Origin of the sequence: Uliginosibacterium sp. 31-12 (assembly GCF_030548425.1) — a bacterium.
GTDB lineage: Bacteria > Pseudomonadota > Gammaproteobacteria > Burkholderiales > Rhodocyclaceae > Uliginosibacterium > Uliginosibacterium aquaticum.
The window spans coordinates 1-14,061 of the sequence record NZ_JAUOOA010000002.1 but is presented as its reverse complement, the minus strand read 5'-3'; the positions used below and the strand labels follow the sequence as shown (position 1 = coordinate 14,061).

General features: G+C 59.1%; 18 protein-coding genes and 1 tRNA gene. 16 read left to right on the top strand and 3 right to left on the bottom strand.

From position 1 onward, the window contains the following. Nucleotides 1-66 precede the first annotated feature (66 nt). A complete protein-coding gene (locus Q3Y64_RS05290; RefSeq protein ID WP_101941224.1) occupies nt 67-990 on the top strand; it encodes a hypothetical protein in 924 nt (307 codons plus the stop codon). On the opposite strand, the gene hisC is transcribed toward Q3Y64_RS05290, so the two are convergent. Continuing rightward, nucleotides 983-2,044, bottom strand: coding sequence for a histidinol-phosphate transaminase (hisC, locus tag Q3Y64_RS05285; RefSeq protein ID WP_101941223.1), 1,062 nt, complete (start codon nt 2,042-2,044; stop codon nt 983-985). The genes Q3Y64_RS05290 and hisC overlap by 8 nt on opposite strands. Before the next feature lie 134 nt (nt 2,045-2,178). Here hisC and hisB point away from each other — a divergent pair, with 134 nt between their 5' ends. The 10 genes from hisB to tatC all read left to right on the top strand — a co-directional run bounded on the left by hisB (nt 2,179) and on the right by tatC (nt 7,675). Beyond that, nucleotides 2,179-2,766: an imidazoleglycerol-phosphate dehydratase HisB gene (gene hisB, locus Q3Y64_RS05280; RefSeq protein ID WP_101941222.1), complete on the top strand. Its 588-nt coding sequence runs from the start codon at nt 2,179-2,181 to the stop codon at nt 2,764-2,766. Nucleotides 2,767-2,821: 55 nt separating this feature from the next. Further along, nucleotides 2,822-3,457, top strand: coding sequence for an imidazole glycerol phosphate synthase subunit HisH (gene hisH, locus Q3Y64_RS05275; RefSeq protein WP_101941221.1), 636 nt, complete (start codon nt 2,822-2,824; stop codon nt 3,455-3,457). 80 nt (nt 3,458-3,537) lie between these two features. Continuing rightward, nucleotides 3,538-4,287, top strand: coding sequence for a 1-(5-phosphoribosyl)-5-[(5-phosphoribosylamino)methylideneamino]imidazole-4-carboxamide isomerase (hisA, locus tag Q3Y64_RS05270; RefSeq protein ID WP_303560386.1), 750 nt, complete (start codon nt 3,538-3,540; stop codon nt 4,285-4,287). A 3-nt stretch (nt 4,288-4,290) separates the two neighbouring features. Then, nucleotides 4,291-5,049 (top strand): imidazole glycerol phosphate synthase subunit HisF, encoded by a 759-nt coding sequence (hisF, locus tag Q3Y64_RS05265; RefSeq protein ID WP_303560385.1) that lies wholly within the window; start codon nt 4,291-4,293, stop codon nt 5,047-5,049. Next, complete coding sequence (hisI, locus tag Q3Y64_RS05260; RefSeq protein WP_101941218.1) at nt 5,046-5,447, top strand: phosphoribosyl-AMP cyclohydrolase; 402 nt, start codon at nt 5,046-5,048, stop codon at nt 5,445-5,447. The genes hisF and hisI overlap by 4 nt, the downstream gene beginning before the upstream one ends. Before the next feature lie 20 nt (nt 5,448-5,467). Next, nucleotides 5,468-5,791, top strand: a complete 324-nt coding sequence (locus Q3Y64_RS05255) for a phosphoribosyl-ATP diphosphatase (RefSeq protein WP_101941217.1) — start codon at nt 5,468-5,470, stop codon at nt 5,789-5,791. Beyond that, entirely contained in the window at nt 5,788-6,132 is a 345-nt protein-coding gene (locus Q3Y64_RS05250) for a histidine triad nucleotide-binding protein (RefSeq protein ID WP_101941216.1), read from the top strand. Before Q3Y64_RS05255 ends, Q3Y64_RS05250 begins: the two co-directional genes overlap by 4 nt. 12 nt (nt 6,133-6,144) lie before the next feature. Beyond that, nucleotides 6,145-6,360, top strand: a complete 216-nt coding sequence (tatA, locus tag Q3Y64_RS05245) for a Sec-independent protein translocase subunit TatA (protein WP_101941215.1) — start codon at nt 6,145-6,147, stop codon at nt 6,358-6,360. Between the two features lie 80 nt (nt 6,361-6,440). After that, on the top strand, nt 6,441-6,950 hold the full coding sequence (gene tatB, locus Q3Y64_RS05240; protein ID WP_303560384.1) for a Sec-independent protein translocase protein TatB: 510 nt from the start codon (nt 6,441-6,443) through the stop codon (nt 6,948-6,950). Next, nucleotides 6,950-7,675 (top strand): twin-arginine translocase subunit TatC, encoded by a 726-nt coding sequence (gene tatC / locus Q3Y64_RS05235; RefSeq protein ID WP_101941213.1) that lies wholly within the window; start codon nt 6,950-6,952, stop codon nt 7,673-7,675. The genes tatB and tatC overlap by 1 nt, the downstream gene beginning before the upstream one ends. A gap of 36 nt (nt 7,676-7,711) precedes the next feature. On the opposite strand, the gene Q3Y64_RS05230 is transcribed toward tatC, so the two are convergent. Then, nucleotides 7,712-8,875, bottom strand: coding sequence for a Do family serine endopeptidase (locus Q3Y64_RS05230; protein ID WP_303560383.1), 1,164 nt, complete (start codon nt 8,873-8,875; stop codon nt 7,712-7,714). Nucleotides 8,876-8,930: 55 nt separating this feature from the next. Between Q3Y64_RS05230 and Q3Y64_RS05225 the strand changes: the two genes are divergently transcribed. Then, the gene (locus tag Q3Y64_RS05225) at nt 8,931-9,677 is read left to right on the top strand and encodes a Nif3-like dinuclear metal center hexameric protein (RefSeq protein WP_303560382.1); all 747 of its coding nucleotides are present in this window, start codon (nt 8,931-8,933) and stop codon (nt 9,675-9,677) included. Between the two features lie 70 nt (nt 9,678-9,747). Then, entirely contained in the window at nt 9,748-10,224 is a 477-nt protein-coding gene (locus tag Q3Y64_RS05220) for a peptidylprolyl isomerase (protein ID WP_101941210.1), read from the top strand. A gap of 209 nt (nt 10,225-10,433) precedes the next feature. On the opposite strand, the gene Q3Y64_RS05215 is transcribed toward Q3Y64_RS05220, so the two are convergent. Further along, nucleotides 10,434-10,775, bottom strand: a complete 342-nt coding sequence (locus tag Q3Y64_RS05215) for a hypothetical protein (protein ID WP_303560381.1) — start codon at nt 10,773-10,775, stop codon at nt 10,434-10,436. A 328-nt stretch (nt 10,776-11,103) separates the two neighbouring features. Here Q3Y64_RS05215 and rimO point away from each other — a divergent pair, with 328 nt between their 5' ends. The 3 genes from rimO (at nt 11,104) to Q3Y64_RS05200 (ending at nt 14,059) form a co-directional block, all read left to right on the top strand. Beyond that, a complete protein-coding gene (gene rimO, locus Q3Y64_RS05210; protein ID WP_303560380.1) occupies nt 11,104-12,453 on the top strand; it encodes a 30S ribosomal protein S12 methylthiotransferase RimO in 1,350 nt (449 codons plus the stop codon). 5 nt (nt 12,454-12,458) lie between these two features. Further along, complete coding sequence (locus tag Q3Y64_RS05205; protein WP_303560379.1) at nt 12,459-13,871, top strand: FAD-binding oxidoreductase; 1,413 nt, start codon at nt 12,459-12,461, stop codon at nt 13,869-13,871. A gap of 115 nt (nt 13,872-13,986) precedes the next feature. After that, nucleotides 13,987-14,059, top strand: a tRNA-Ala gene (locus Q3Y64_RS05200). The last annotated feature ends 2 nt before the right edge of the window (nt 14,060-14,061 follow it).

Sequence of the window (14,061 nt, the reverse complement as noted above, 5' to 3'; positions counted from 1 at the left end):
TCAGTGCAGTAGGGGGCAATAATGCTCTAGGGTAGATTGAGGTGCTGAAAGTTAGTTTGGTGCCGTATGTCTTTTTCCTCCTTGCTGAGCAGTGTTCTGCCGCTCGCAGCCCTTCTCTTTTTTTCCAATCTGGCTCTTGCAGAGGATGTTTTACGCCGTTTTGGCCCACTCCAGGATACGGGCGCCGCTGGGCATGACTACGCTGGACGGGTTCTGGATGAGGCGATGCGACGAACCAGGTCAAGCTATGGCGCATATCGCATCGAGACCCGGCAAGTGCCCGTGGGCCGTGAAGAGCAACTACGCAAGATGCTGCTTGGTGACGAGGTCAATGTTTCGGTCGTCGCAACTCAGCCTTCTTGGGAGTTGCAGCTTCTGCCGATCTATATTGCGCCGGATATGGGCCTGTCGAATTACCGGATTGCTCTGACAACTGCAGAAGTGCAGCCGAAGCTCAGCGCAGTAGGGAACCTTGATCAGCTGAGAGCGTTGCGGGTGGGGGTGGGAGAGGCCTGGTCGTCGCGGCGAGTGCTGGAGATTGCTGGCTTTGCGGTTTACACGGAGGAGAGCGCCAAGCCTTTGGTGGCTCGGCTGTTGGCAGGGAAAATTGATTACTTTCCGCGTGGCCTGAATGAAGTGTTTGCCGAGTTCGACGAGCTTCGATCAGCGTCTCCCAATTTGCGTGTCGAGCAGGACATCCTGCTCAAGTTTCCTCTGCCGGGCTATGTGTTTGTTTCGCCGGCCCATCCGCGCTTGCACAAACGCCTCTCTGCGGGTCTCGAAAGTATGGTGCGAGACGGCAGCTTGTTGCGCATGCTCAAGCAGCATTACGCAGATGTGTTCAAGCGTGCGCGCCTTTGCGAGCGGCGCGTATTCCTGCTTGAGAACTACAATCTCCTTAACCCTAAGCCCTTGCAGCGCAAGGAGTTATGGTTCGACGCCTTTGATCCCCGTAGTGGTGTGTGCAAGAAGACGCGCAAACTCAGCTGAGGATTTCCTTCAGTGCGGCGACCAACAGGGAGCATTGCGCGTCAGTGCCGATGGTGATGCGCAGAAACTGATCGATACGCGGTAGCTTGAAGTGGCGCACGATGATGCCCCGGGCGCGGAGTGCCTGTGCCAGTTCGGCGCCATCGCGCTTTGGGTGACGTGCAAAAATGAAGTTGGCGGCCGAGGGCAGCACTTCGAAACCCAGTGCCTGCATCTCGGTGTTGAGTTTTTCGCGGCTGGCGATCACGCGCTGGCGGGTGTCCTCAAACCAGGCGATGTCATCCATGGCAGCCGCGGCGGCAACGATGGCCATGCGGTCCAGTGGATAGGAGTTGAAGCTGTTCTTGACGCGCTCCAGTCCCTCGATCAGGTGCGCCTGACCGACCGCAAAGCCGGCCCGTAGCCCAGCCAGCGAGCGACTCTTGGAGAGCGTCTGGATGACCAGCAGATTCGGGTGGTTGCGGGTCAGACCCACGGCGCTTTCTCCACCGAAGTCGATATAAGCCTCATCGATGACGATTACCGCATCCGGCTGGCCTGCAGCGAGGCGCTCGATGTCTGCCAGGGGGAGCAGACGCGAAGTAGGGGCGTTCGGATTGGCGAGGATGATCGCGCCCGCTTCACGGCCGAGATAGTCGTCGACGCAAATGCCGAATTGCGCGTCCAGGGCCACGGTTTCGTAGGCGATGTCGTAGAGCCCGCAATACACCGGATAGAAGCTATAGGTGATGTCCGGGAAAAGCAGGGGTTTGTCGTGTTTCAGGAGACCCATGAAGACATGCGCCAGCACTTCGTCCGAGCCGTTGCCGACAAATACGCAGGCAGGCTCCACGGCGAAAAAGCGGGCGACCGCCTGCTTGAAAAGATCGGAGTTCGGGTCCGGGTAGAGGCGCAACGCATCGCTAGCTTCGCTAGCGATGGCGGCCAAGGCCTTGGGTGAGGGGCCGTAAGGGTTCTCGTTGGTATTGAGCTTGACCAGATTAGCAATCTTGGGCTGTTCGCCCGGCACGTAAGGGGTCAGGCGATGAACAAGATCGCTCCAGTAGGCACTCATGGATTCATTCCGAGGGTTTCGTTGCGCGGCAATCACGGTCTTGCAGATGGTGCAAAGCCGCACCAATGCTATCATAGGGCTTACCCGGACGCCCTTGTGCCGGGCTTTCACTTCCTTCGACATGGGCCCCCGCCATGAGGCAAACCGAAGTCAGCCGCAACACTCTTGAAACCCAAATCACCGTAAGCCTCAATCTGGATGGCAGCGGTGCGGCCAAGCTTGCCAGCGGCGTGCCTTTTCTGGATCACATGCTTGATCAGATAGCCCGCCATGGCCTGATTGATCTGACTGTTGAGGCCAAGGGGGATCTGCACATCGATGCTCACCACACGGTGGAGGATGTGGGTATCACCCTGGGCCAGGCTTTTGCCAAGGCCGTGGGTGACAAAAAGGGTCTGCGCCGTTATGGCCACAGCTATGTGCCGCTGGATGAGGCCTTGTCGCGCGTAGTGGTGGACCTCTCGGGCCGCCCCGGGCTGGAGTTCAATGTGGATTTCACGCGCGCCATGATTGGCTCGTTTGATGTGGATCTGACCCGCGAGTTTTTTCAGGGTTTCGTTAATCATGCCGGCGTGACGCTGCATATCGACAACCTGCGTGGCAAGAACGCACACCACCAGTGTGAGACCGTGTTCAAGGCCTTTGGCCGCGCCCTGCGCGCGGCATGTGAAGTTGACGAACGTGCCGCTGGCGCCATGCCGTCGACCAAGGGCACGCTCTAAAGTCTCCAGAGGGGCTTTGCCCTTCACTCCTCACTTCGTAGCGAAGCTCACAGAAATGAAGATCGTTGTAGTCGATTACGGCATGGGTAACCTGCGTTCGGTTGCCAAGGCCATTGAAAAGGTGGCGCCCGCCAGTGCCAGTGTGCTGATCAGTAGCGAAGCCGCGCAGATCCATGCGGCAGATCGCGTAGTGGTGCCCGGCCAAGGCGCCATGCATGACTGCATGCGCGAATTCATGGGGCGTGGTTTGCGCGAAGCGGTGCATCAAGCTGCGCAGAGCAAACCTTTTCTGGGTGTATGTGTTGGCATGCAGATGCTCTTCGATCACAGCGAAGAGGGCGATACGGCTGGGCTGGGTTTCATCCCGGGTCAGGTGAAGCGCTTTGCTGATGGCATGAGCGGGCCGGATGGCTTGCGTCTGAAGGTGCCGCATATGGGCTGGAACCGGGTTGATCCCACGCGCGCTCATCCTCTGTGGGCGGGTATCGAACCGGGGGCACGCTTCTACTTCGTGCATAGCTACTACTGTCAGCCCGATGATGAGTCGGCGAGCGCGGCGACGACTGATTACGGCCTGCGCTTTACCTCGGCGGTGGCCCAAGCTAATATTTTTTCAGTTCAGTTCCATCCGGAAAAGAGCGCTGCTGCGGGTCTGCAGTTGCTCTCGAATTTCGTGAGCTGGCAACCCTGAGCCTGACCCACAAGGAACGCCCGGAACCTCCGGAATCACTTCACCGCTTGCCTTCAAGCGCTAACGCCCCCTGAAAAATCATGCTGCTCATTCCCGCGATTGACCTCAAAGACGGCCACTGCGTTCGCCTGCGCCAGGGCGAGATGGAAGGTGCCACGGTCTTCTCCGAAGACCCGCGCGCCATGGCCCGGATGTGGCTCGATAAAGGCGCGCGTCGCCTGCATCTGGTCGACCTCAATGGTGCCTTTGCCGGCAAGCCCAAGAACGAGGCGGTGATCAAGGCGATCTGCGAGGAGGTCGGTGACGACATCCCGGTTCAGCTCGGTGGTGGCATCCGCGACCTGGATACCATCGAGCGTTATCTGGACGACGGTATCAGCTATGTGATCATTGGCACTGCTGCGGTCAAGAACCCTGGCTTCCTGCACGATGCCTGCAGCGCCTTTCCGGGCCATATCATCGTTGGTCTGGATGCCAAGGATGGCAAGGTGGCTGTCGATGGCTGGTCCAAACTGACCGGGCACGACGTGATTGATCTGGCCAAAAAATTCGAGGACTACGGTGTCGAGTCCGTGATCTATACCGATATCGGCCGCGATGGCATGCTCTCCGGCGTGAATATCGAGGCGACCGTGAAACTGGCCCAGGCCCTGCGCATTCCGGTGATCGCCAGCGGAGGCATCACTGATCTGAAGGATATTGATGCGCTGTGTGCTGTCGAGTCTGAAGGCATCATGGGTGCCATTACTGGCCGGGCCATCTACGAGGGCACGCTGGATTTCGAAGTGGCTCAGGCGCGTGCCGATGAACTCAATGGCGAGGCTGACTGATCAATGCTCGCCAAACGCATCATCCCCTGTCTCGATGTCACCGCCGGACGTGTCGTCAAGGGCGTCAATTTCCTTGAGCTGCGCGACGCCGGTGATCCCGTCGAGATTGCACGCCGCTATGACGAGCAGGGCGCCGACGAGCTGACCTTTCTGGACATCACGGCCAGTTCCGACGAGCGCAACATCATGCTGCATATCGTCGAACAGGTGGCCAACCAGGTTTTCATTCCGCTAACGGTGGGCGGTGGCGTGCGCTGTGTTGAAGATGTTCGACGCCTGCTCAATGCCGGTGCGGACAAGGTCAGCATGAACAGTGCTGCGGTGTACAACCCCGATCTGGTGGCCGAAGCCTCCGGCAAGGTTGGTAATCAGTGCATCGTGGTGGCGATAGATGCCAAGCAGACTGCGCCGGGCAAGTGGGGGGTATTCACTCACGGCGGACGCAAGCTCACCGATCTGGATGCCATTGAATGGGCCCAGCGCGTCGAAAAGCTTGGCGCCGGTGAAATCCTTTTGACCAGTATGGATCGTGACGGCACCAAGATTGGTTTTGATCTGGCGCTGACCCGCGCAATCTCTGACGCAGTAAATATCCCGGTGATTGCGAGTGGTGGCGTGGGCAATCTGCAGCACCTCACGGATGGGGTGATCGAAGGTCGGGCGGATGCAGTGCTGGCGGCGAGCATCTTTCACTACGGTGAGTACACCGTTCGGCAGGCCAAGGAATACATGCGCGAACGTGGCGTGGAGGTGAGACTGTGAGCGAAGACAGCCGCTGGCTCAATGATGTGGTGTGGGACGAGCAGGGGCTGGTGCCGGCTATTGCTCAGGATGCGGATACGGGCGAAGTGCTGATGTTTGCCTGGATGAATCGGGAAGCACTGGCGCTGACAGCTGAAAAGCGCGAGGCCGTGTATTGGTCGCGCTCCCGGCGCAAGCTGTGGCACAAGGGCGAGGAGTCCGGCCATACTCAGCGCGTACGCGAAATCCGTATGGATTGTGATGGTGATGTTGTTCTGCTGAAGATTGAGCAGGTGGGAGGCATCGCCTGTCACACCGGCCGCCGCAGCTGCTTTTTCCAGCGTCATCTGGATGGTGGCGGTTGGGAAGACGTCGAGCCGGTTCTGAAAGATCCGGCCGAGATTTACCCCAAGAAATAATTCTGTAAAAGGCCTCAGCCATGATTGATCCGGAAGTTCTGCAGCGCTTGTCGGCGACGCTTGAAGCGCGGAAATCCGCGCCGCCCGAGTCGTCCTATGTTTCCAGCCTGTACGCCAAAGGAACTGACGCGATCTGCAAAAAAGTGGCCGAAGAGGCTGCCGAAACCATCATGGCAGCCAAGGATGGGGATCTGCGCCACATCGTGTATGAAGTTACCGACCTGTGGTTCCACTCGCTGATCCTGTTGTCGCAGTTCGGTTTGTCGGCGGATGACGTGCTCGGCGAGTTTCGCCGGCGCGAAGGCATTTCAGGCATCGAAGAAAAGAATTCCCGCAAATCATGAGCGACTGCATTTTCTGCCGTATTGCCCGTGGCGAGATTCCCTCCGGTAAGGTGTATGAGGATGATGAAATCCTTGCGTTCAAGGACATCCATCCGCAGGCGCCGGTGCACGTCCTGATCATCCCGAAGAAGCATATTGCGACGCTGGCGGATGCCATGCCGGAAGATGCACCGGTGCTGGGCCGCATGCTGGAGCTGGCGCCGCGCATTGCAAAAGAACTGGGTGCGGGCGAGGGCTTTCGTACCATCATCAACACCGGACGGCATGGTGGGCAGGAGGTGTATCATCTGCACCTGCACATTCTTGGTGGGCAGCCAATGCCCGCCATGCTGAAATACTGAGGAGAGCTGCACATGGGTTCGTTGAGCATCTGGCATTGGCTGATTGTTTTGGTCATCGTTCTGCTGGTTTTCGGCACCAAGAAACTGCGCAATATCGGCGAGGATCTCGGCGGCGCGGTGAAGGGCTTCAAGCAGGGCATGAAGGAAGGCGCTGACGACAAGCCGGCGGAGAAGATCGCTGCTGCCTCCAATACTGTGGAAGGTGAAGCGCGCGAGAAGAAGGACTAAGCGGGAAGTCATTCCCGAGTGGGGGCGCGCGTGAGCGCCCCTTTGTTTTTGTGCTGCAGGATTGATCTGACAGGCCCGGCATGTTCGATATTGGTTTTTCCGAGCTTCTTCTCATCGGCATCGTAGCTCTGGTTGTCTTTGGTCCCGAAGAGCTGCCGCGTGTGGCGCGTACGGTGGGTCATCTGCTGGGCAAGATGCGCCGCTATGTGGCAGATGTGAAGTCCGACATCAGTCGCGAAATGGAAGCTTCTGAGATGAAGACGCTAGTGGCCGATGTGCAGGAGTCTGCGCGGAGTCTGCAAGCTTCCATCAACGAGCAGGCGCAGGCTTTTCAGGCTGAGCTGTCGGCAGGAGCTGCCGCTGTGGAGCAGGAAGTCAAGGCGCTGGCCGAACCGGTGGTGCAGGAGCCGCGCCCGCCCGCCGAAACTCAAGCCGTGGCCGTGGTGCTTGAGCAAGTGCCGGCAGAGACCGTGGCAGCTGAGTCCGATCTCTTCGCGTCTTCCGAGCCCACTCCGCCACCCGAGCGCGACGATAGTCAGCTCGATCTCTTCGGGATGCCCGTGGAGCCAGTGAAAGTGCACAAGGGGTGATGGGCGTGGATTCGCAAGAAAGCTTCATTTCCCATCTGGTCGAGCTGCGCAATCGCCTGATCTATTCCTTGCTGGCCGTGCTGGTGGTTTTCCTGTGCCTAGTGTGGTGGGCCAAGGATCTCTATGCGTTGATGGCAGCGCCTTTGCTGGCCGTACTGCCGCAAGGCGGGCAGATGATTGCGACAGACGTCGTGGGCGTCTTTCTGGTGCCGATCAAGGTGGTGGCCTGGCTATCCTTGCTGATTGCCATGCCTTTCATCCTCTTTCAGGCCTGGTCCTTCATCGCCCCTGGCTTGTATGCTCACGAGAAGCGTCTGGCCTTGCCGCTGCTGGTTGCGAGCTGTCTGCTCTTCGTGAGCGGCATGGCTTTCGCCTATTTCATCTTTTTTCCGGGCATGTTCAAGGTCATGGCCAGCTTCACGCCTGAGGGCGTAGCCTGGATGACTGATATCGACAAATACCTGAGCTTCGTGATGGGTATGTTCCTCGCGTTCGGTGCGACTTTCGAGGTGCCTGTGGCGGTCGTGTTGTTGGTAGCGCTGGGGATCGTAACAACCGCCAAGCTGGCCGAGGCGCGGCGTTTCGTGATCGTGGGGGCATTCGTGGTCGCCGCCGTTGTTACGCCTCCAGACGTGGCTTCGCAATTCATGCTGGCTGTGCCAATGTGCCTGCTGTATGAGGTTGGCATTCTGGTGGCGCGCATGCTGGAGCGCTCGCGCAGCTGAGTCTGCCGCCAGGCATTCGAGCTGCGTTGGCTGGCTTTAATCCTGTGCCGATTGTGTGGGCAAAGGCCGTTGGGCTATCTGCAGCACGGCCTCCATGGTTTTTCCCTTGCGGATGATGGCGGCCTTGGCAAGTTGCCCCGGTGGCAGGCTAGCGACCGTTTCAAGCACGCCGTGAGCGTTGTTGATGGCCTTGCCATCCAGCGCGATGAGCACATCGCCTGCTTGCAGCCCACCCTTGGCGGCCGGGCTGTTGCGGGCGATGCCGGCAATCAGCGCACCTTTCTGCGGCAGTTGAAGGGCCTGGGCGAGTTCGGGCGTGATTTCCTGTACCTGAATGCCGATCCAGCCCCGAGTGACCTGCCCGTTCTTGATGATCTGCTCCATGATGCTGCGCGCCGTGCCGGCCGGAATGGCGAAGCCGATGCCCAGTGAGCCGCCGGAGCGCGAGTAGATCGCAGTGTTAATACCGACCAGCTGACCTCTGGTATCGACCAGAGCGCCTCCTGAATTGCCGGGATTGATCGCCGCATCGGTCTGGATGAAGTTCTCGAAGGTGTTGATACCAAGATCCGAGCGGCCCAGAGCACTGACAATCCCCATGGTGACTGTTTGTCCGACGCCGAACGGATTGCCGATGGCCAGCACTACATCTCCTACGCGCACGCTGTCTGCCGCTGCAAAGCTGATTGCGTGCAGTGCTGTCTTGCTGTCGATGCGTAGTACGGCCAGATCTGTCTCAGGGTCACGGCCGACAATTCTGGCTCGGTATTTCTGCCCGTCGTTGAGGGCGACCTCGATGGTGTCCGCGGCTTCGATCACATGATTGTTGGTGAGGATGTAGCCTTCGCCGCTCACCATCACGCCGGAGCCTAATCCCGAGCTGCGTTGCGGGGTGCGCTCGGGGGCGCCGAAGAAATGGCGGAAGAAGGGGTCGTTGAAGAGCGGGTGGCGGGGTGCTTCGATTTCCTTGCTGGTGAAGATGTGCACCACAGCAGGTAAGGCCGCCTGGGCCGCGTTGGCGTAGCTGTCCGCGGCGCGGGCCGGGCCGGGTGTTGTCTGGGCAGAGGATTCGAGCGCTGGCGGAGGCGCTTCGAAGAGCGTGGGGCGACTCACCCATTCGGGTTTCAGGGTTGTGATCACGAAGAGTACACCCAGCGCGATGGTCGCGGTCTGGGCAAAAATCAGCCAGAGACGTTGCATAATTCACCGTTCGCAGACGCGCTGTCTGCCGTGATCAAGTGCAGGGAGAGTTGTCATGGACCGCCAGGAACTCCAGAGGATTCTGGATACGCTGCTTGAGTGCGGCCGCTTCAACGATTATTGCCCAAACGGTTTGCAGGTGGAAGGACGCGCCGGGATTGCGCGCGTGGTCTGCGGAGTGACGGCCAGTCGGGCGTTGATCGAGCGTGCCATTGCATTGCAGGCTGATGCAATCATCGTGCATCACGGTTGGTTCTGGAAGTCCGAGGACCCGCGTGTGACCGGGATTCGTCGTCAGCGCCTGGGGCTTTTGCTAGCCCACGATATCAACTTGTTCGGTTATCACTTGCCGCTAGATGCGCATCCGGTGCTGGGGAACAATGTGCAGCTTGCACAGGTGCTGGGCTGGCAGGTCGAGTCGCCATGTGCGGAGCAGTCGCTTGTGTTATTGGGCAGCTTGCCGCATGCGATGCCTGCCGGTGAGGTGGCGCGCTCAGTGGCTGCCCGTCTCGCCCGTGAGCCGCTGCTGATCGCCGAGCCGCAACGTGTTGTCCGGCGTGTGGCGTGGTGCACCGGTGGCGCTCAGAGTTACTTCGAGCACGCGATTGCTGCTGGGGCTGATCTTTTCCTGTCTGGCGAAATTTCCGAGCAAACCGTGCACCTAGCGCGTGAAACCGGTGTGGCCTACCTAGCGGCAGGGCATCATGCCACCGAGCGATATGGGGTGCAGGCATTGGCGACGTGGCTGCAGCGCGAGCATGAACTGGAAGCTATCTTCGTGGATATCGACAATCCGGTTTGAGCGACCGGGTTTCCTCCAGAACCTTGTTCGGGGACAATGGCGTCCCGCCTCACTTTGCAAGAGAAAGTCCATGAAAATCACCAAAGACAGTGCTGTAACCGTAAGCATGAAGGTCAGTACAGACAAAGGAATGCCTGTCGACGATGGCAAGCGCCCGGTTTCCTACCTGCATGGTGGTTACGACAATATCTTTGCCAAGCTGGAGGAGGCCCTTGAAGGGCAGGAGCCGGGTTACCAGGTCAGCTTGTCACTGAGTGTTGAGGACTGTTTTGGCGAACGGGATGAGGCTTTGGTGCAGAGCATGCCCAAGGCCGAGTTTCCTCCTGGAGTAAAGGTGGGGGGGCAGATTCAGCGACCGGGTCCGGATGGTGAGCTGCGCTATTTCTTTGTCACCAAGATCAAGGGGCCGGTGGTGCTGCTGGATGGCAACCATCCGCTTGCCGGTCAGGCCTTGAGTTTTGTGCTCAAGGTGATTGATGTGCGCGCTGCTACTGCCGAGGAAATTGCTCACCAGCATGTGCATGGTGAGCACGGGCATCACCACTGAGAAGCTATTCACGATTTGACTGCGAGGTCGCTCATTGATAACTGAGAGGGCCCATGCGCTGCTTGGAATCCTCATTTATCAACATAAACTGCGGTTCTTGTGCTGCTCTTTACTCCGCTGACGGCCTCTCGCTACAGATCGTGAATAGCCTCTAAGATCGATTGTGACTGGCAGGGGCTCCCGAGGGGGCCCCTCTGAGCAGGGCTGACTCATTCAGACGAGTCGCTCCCCATGCCGCTGTTGTCGTCCGGGCGGATGACCGAGCTGATCACCGAGCCAGTCTTTGTGTCGAAATCAACGTATAGCAGAGCCTTGAATGCGGCGGAGTCCTCGGTCTTGTAGACCAGTGACGAAGTGCCGTTGCTCCATTTCGGAGTAGCAACCGGTTTGCCGAACATCTGGATGACTTCGTCCTTGCTTTGGCCCGCCTGTATCTGCTGGGTCTGTTTCAGGCTGACAAAGCCGGGAGCAGGCTTGGGGGCTGCGGCGAAGCTGCTCGAAATGCACAGACTGGTCAGGACTGCGAAAACGATATTGCGTGTTTTGAGCATGATGTGACTCCTTTTTTGTTGGGGGGTGTCGCCCGGAAAAGCAGCTGGCACAGCCAACTTAGTCAGCGTCGCGTCCAAAGTCCGGGGGCTGCCCGATGGTCGAAATAATGCCCTGTTCATTTTTATTGCCTTGCTGTATGGCCTTTTCGGTGTTTTTCTGCCATGAAGCGTACGTTGGGGATGCCCCCTGAGGCGAACGGGTTTTCCTTACTGCGCGTGGGGTTCTTGGCCTCAAACAGTCGGGATTCCACCTGATCCGGGCTAAAATGCAGCATCAGAGAGAGGCGTGGCCGGGTGGCTGCGCCTTGTGTTTTTTAAGGTTGAATACATGAGCAAAAATTCCACGCCCCGAGTTGGTTTTGTGTCGCTGGGCTGCCCGAAAGCGGCGAGTGACGCCGAAAGTATCCTGACTCGTCTGCGCGCTGAGGGTTACGACGTCGCTTCGCAATATCAGGGTGCCGATCTGGTGGTCGTGAATACCTGTGGTTTCATCGACGCAGCGGTTGAAGAGTCGCTCGACGCGATTGGCGAGGCGCTGGCCGAAAACGGCAAGGTGATCGTGACAGGCTGCCTCGGCGCCAAGAAAGATTCGGCGGGGCGCGGTATTGTTGAACAGACGCATCCTAAGGTGCTGGCTGTGACCGGTCCGCACGCCACGGAAGAAGTGATGACGGCGGTGCATCAGTTCCTGCCCAAGCCACATGACCCCTTCACCGATCTGGTGCCGCCGCAGGGCGTCCGCCTGACGCCGGACCACTATGCCTATCTGAAGATTTCAGAAGGCTGCAACCATCGCTGCAGCTTCTGCATTATCCCCTCGCTGCGCGGGGATCTTGTTTCGCGCCCGATCCACGATGTGCTGCGCGAGGCTGAAACCCTTGTGAAGGCCGGCGTGAATGAGTTGCTGGTGATCTCGCAGGACACCAGCGCGTATGGCGTGGATGTGAAATACCGCACCGGTTTCGTGGATGGCCGCCCGGTGAAAACCAAACTCTACGACCTGTGTAAGGAGCTCTCCGAGCTCGATGTGTGGGTACGTTTGCACTATGTCTATCCCTACCCAAGCGTGGATGACATCATTCCGTTGATGGCCGAGGGCAAAATCCTGCCGTATCTGGATGTGCCTTTCCAGCACGCCAATCCGCGCATTCTCAAGGCCATGAAGCGCCCGGCGAATGCTGAGAACAATCTCGAGCGCATTCGCCGCTGGCGCGAAATCTGTCCGGATATCACCATTCGCTCCACCTTCATTACCGGCTTCCCGGGAGAGACCGAGCAAGAGTTCGAAGAACTGCTCGAGTTCCTCGATGAAGCCAAGCTTGATCGTGTGGGTGCTTTTGCCTATTCGCCGGTAGAGGGAGCGACGGCCAATCAGTTGCCCGGCGCCGTGCCGGACGAAGTGCGCGAAGAGCGCAAGCGCCGCCTGATGGAGTTCCAGGAAGATATCTCCACCCAGCGCCTCGAAGCCAAGATCGGCCGCGAAATCGTGGTGCTGGTCGATCAGATCGACGAGGAAGAGGGCGCCATCTGCCGCTCTGAAGGGGATGCGCCGGAAATCGACGGTCTGGTGATCGTGCCAGAAGGGCAGGACATGGAGGTCGGCAAGTTCTATCAGGTGCGCGTCACGGATTGCGACGTACACGACCTCTACGCCGAGCCGGTGTGGGCAGACGAGTAAGCGTCGTGGCGCAGGCATTTCTGGCGGCGTTGCGGTCCATCGTCGGCGAGGCGAATGTGCTGACGACGGAGCCGGACTGTGCTCCCTATGAAGAAGACTGGCGTGGGCGCTACAAGGGGCGTGCATTATGCGTCGTGCGTCCGGGCTGTACCGATGAGGTGGCTGCCGTTGTACGGGCCTGTGCGGCGGCTGGCGTGCCCATGGTGCCTCAAGGGGGCAACACCGGCCTGGTTGGTGGCGGCGTGCCACATGCAGGGGGCGATGAAGTCCTCATCTCGTTGGCACGCCTGAACCGGGTGCGCGCTGTGGACGTTGTTAATAACACCTTGACGGTGGAAGCCGGTTGTACGCTGGCTGCTGTGCAGGCTGCAGCGGCGGAGCAGGGCCGCTTGTTCCCCTTGTCTCTGGCCTCCGAGGGTTCTTGTCAGATCGCCGGCAATCTCGCCAGCAACGCTGGCGGAGTGCAGGTGCTGCGCTATGGCAACACCCGCGAGCTGACGCTGGGGCTTGAGGTTGTACTGCCTGACGGGCGGATCTGGAACGGTTTGCGTGGCTTACGCAAGGACAATACCGGCTACGATCTCAAACATCTTTTCATCGGCTCCGAAGGCACACTGGGCATTATTACCGCGGCCGTGCTCAAACTCTTTCCTTCCCAGAGCCGCCGTGCCGTGGCCTGGCTGGCGCTGCCGGATGCCGGGGCGGCTATCCACTTGCTGGCAAGTTTGCGTCAGCGCGCAGGAGAGCGCCTCACGGCTTTTGAAATCGTGTGCTCGGCAGCACATGAGTTGGTGCTCCAGAAAATGCCCGGCAGCGTGCGTCCGCTGGCTGAACCTGCACCCTGGTATGCACTTGTCGAGCTGGTTGATAGTGATCCGGCTGCCGAGCTTGAAGCTTTGCTTGAAACTGCGCTGAGTGAGGCTTTTGAAGCTGGCTGGGTGATTGATGCCGTGTTGGCAGGCAAGGAAAGCCAGGCTCAGGCCTTGTGGGCCTTGCGCGAAAACATTTCTGAAGCGCAGAAGAAGGACGGCATCAGCATCAAGCACGATGTGTCGGTGCCGGTCAGCGCGATTCCGGCCTTTCTGCAACAGACAGATGCGGCGCTGGAAGCTGCCTTCCCGGGCGTGCGCATCGTGGCTTTCGGGCACGCAGGGGATGGCAATCTGCACTACAACCCCTCGATGCCTCAGGGGGGCGAAGCCAATGTGGCGTTCGTAGCCCGGACGACCGAGGTCAATCGCATCGTGCATGACATCGTGGCGACACTGGGCGGATCGATCTCTGCCGAACATGGTTTGGGACAGCTCAAGCGCGACGAAATCCTGCGCTACAAGAGCCCGGTCGAGATGGACATGATGCGCGCCATCAAGACCGCTTTCGACCCGCGTGGGCTGATGAATCCGGGCAAGCTTCTGTAGTGGGAACCCATTGCGCTGGGTGACTGAATGGCGATGCGCTTTCATGCAAATAACTTCGCGAAATGGTCTTGACGAGGTGCCGATCGCTGTCTAGAATCTCGCTTCTTCGCTGGACGGGGGTATAGCTCAGCTGGGAGAGCGCTTGCATGGCATGCAAGAGGTCATCGGTTCGATCCCGTTTACCTCCACC

What these genes read in the sequence shown, in the direction of transcription:
- Q3Y64_RS05290 (WP_101941224.1), top strand. Translation starts at nt 67, where the DNA reads ATGTCTTTTTCCTCCTTGCTGAGCAGTGTTCTGCCGCTCGCAGCCCTT.
- hisC (WP_101941223.1), bottom strand. Translation starts at nt 2,044, where the DNA reads ATGAGTGCCTACTGGAGCGATCTTGTTCATCGCCTGACCCCTTACGTG.
- hisB (WP_101941222.1), top strand. Translation starts at nt 2,179, where the DNA reads ATGAGGCAAACCGAAGTCAGCCGCAACACTCTTGAAACCCAAATCACC.
- hisH (WP_101941221.1), top strand. Translation starts at nt 2,822, where the DNA reads ATGAAGATCGTTGTAGTCGATTACGGCATGGGTAACCTGCGTTCGGTT.
- hisA (WP_303560386.1), top strand. Translation starts at nt 3,538, where the DNA reads ATGCTGCTCATTCCCGCGATTGACCTCAAAGACGGCCACTGCGTTCGC.
- hisF (WP_303560385.1), top strand. Translation starts at nt 4,291, where the DNA reads ATGCTCGCCAAACGCATCATCCCCTGTCTCGATGTCACCGCCGGACGT.
- Q3Y64_RS05255 (WP_101941217.1), top strand. Translation starts at nt 5,468, where the DNA reads ATGATTGATCCGGAAGTTCTGCAGCGCTTGTCGGCGACGCTTGAAGCG.
- Q3Y64_RS05250 (WP_101941216.1), top strand. Translation starts at nt 5,788, where the DNA reads ATGAGCGACTGCATTTTCTGCCGTATTGCCCGTGGCGAGATTCCCTCC.
- tatA (WP_101941215.1), top strand. Translation starts at nt 6,145, where the DNA reads ATGGGTTCGTTGAGCATCTGGCATTGGCTGATTGTTTTGGTCATCGTT.
- tatB (WP_303560384.1), top strand. Translation starts at nt 6,441, where the DNA reads ATGTTCGATATTGGTTTTTCCGAGCTTCTTCTCATCGGCATCGTAGCT.
- tatC (WP_101941213.1), top strand. Translation starts at nt 6,950, where the DNA reads ATGGGCGTGGATTCGCAAGAAAGCTTCATTTCCCATCTGGTCGAGCTG.
- Q3Y64_RS05230 (WP_303560383.1), bottom strand. Translation starts at nt 8,875, where the DNA reads ATGCAACGTCTCTGGCTGATTTTTGCCCAGACCGCGACCATCGCGCTG.
- Q3Y64_RS05225 (WP_303560382.1), top strand. Translation starts at nt 8,931, where the DNA reads ATGGACCGCCAGGAACTCCAGAGGATTCTGGATACGCTGCTTGAGTGC.
- Q3Y64_RS05220 (WP_101941210.1), top strand. Translation starts at nt 9,748, where the DNA reads ATGAAAATCACCAAAGACAGTGCTGTAACCGTAAGCATGAAGGTCAGT.
- Q3Y64_RS05215 (WP_303560381.1), bottom strand. Translation starts at nt 10,775, where the DNA reads ATGCTCAAAACACGCAATATCGTTTTCGCAGTCCTGACCAGTCTGTGC.
- rimO (WP_303560380.1), top strand. Translation starts at nt 11,104, where the DNA reads ATGAGCAAAAATTCCACGCCCCGAGTTGGTTTTGTGTCGCTGGGCTGC.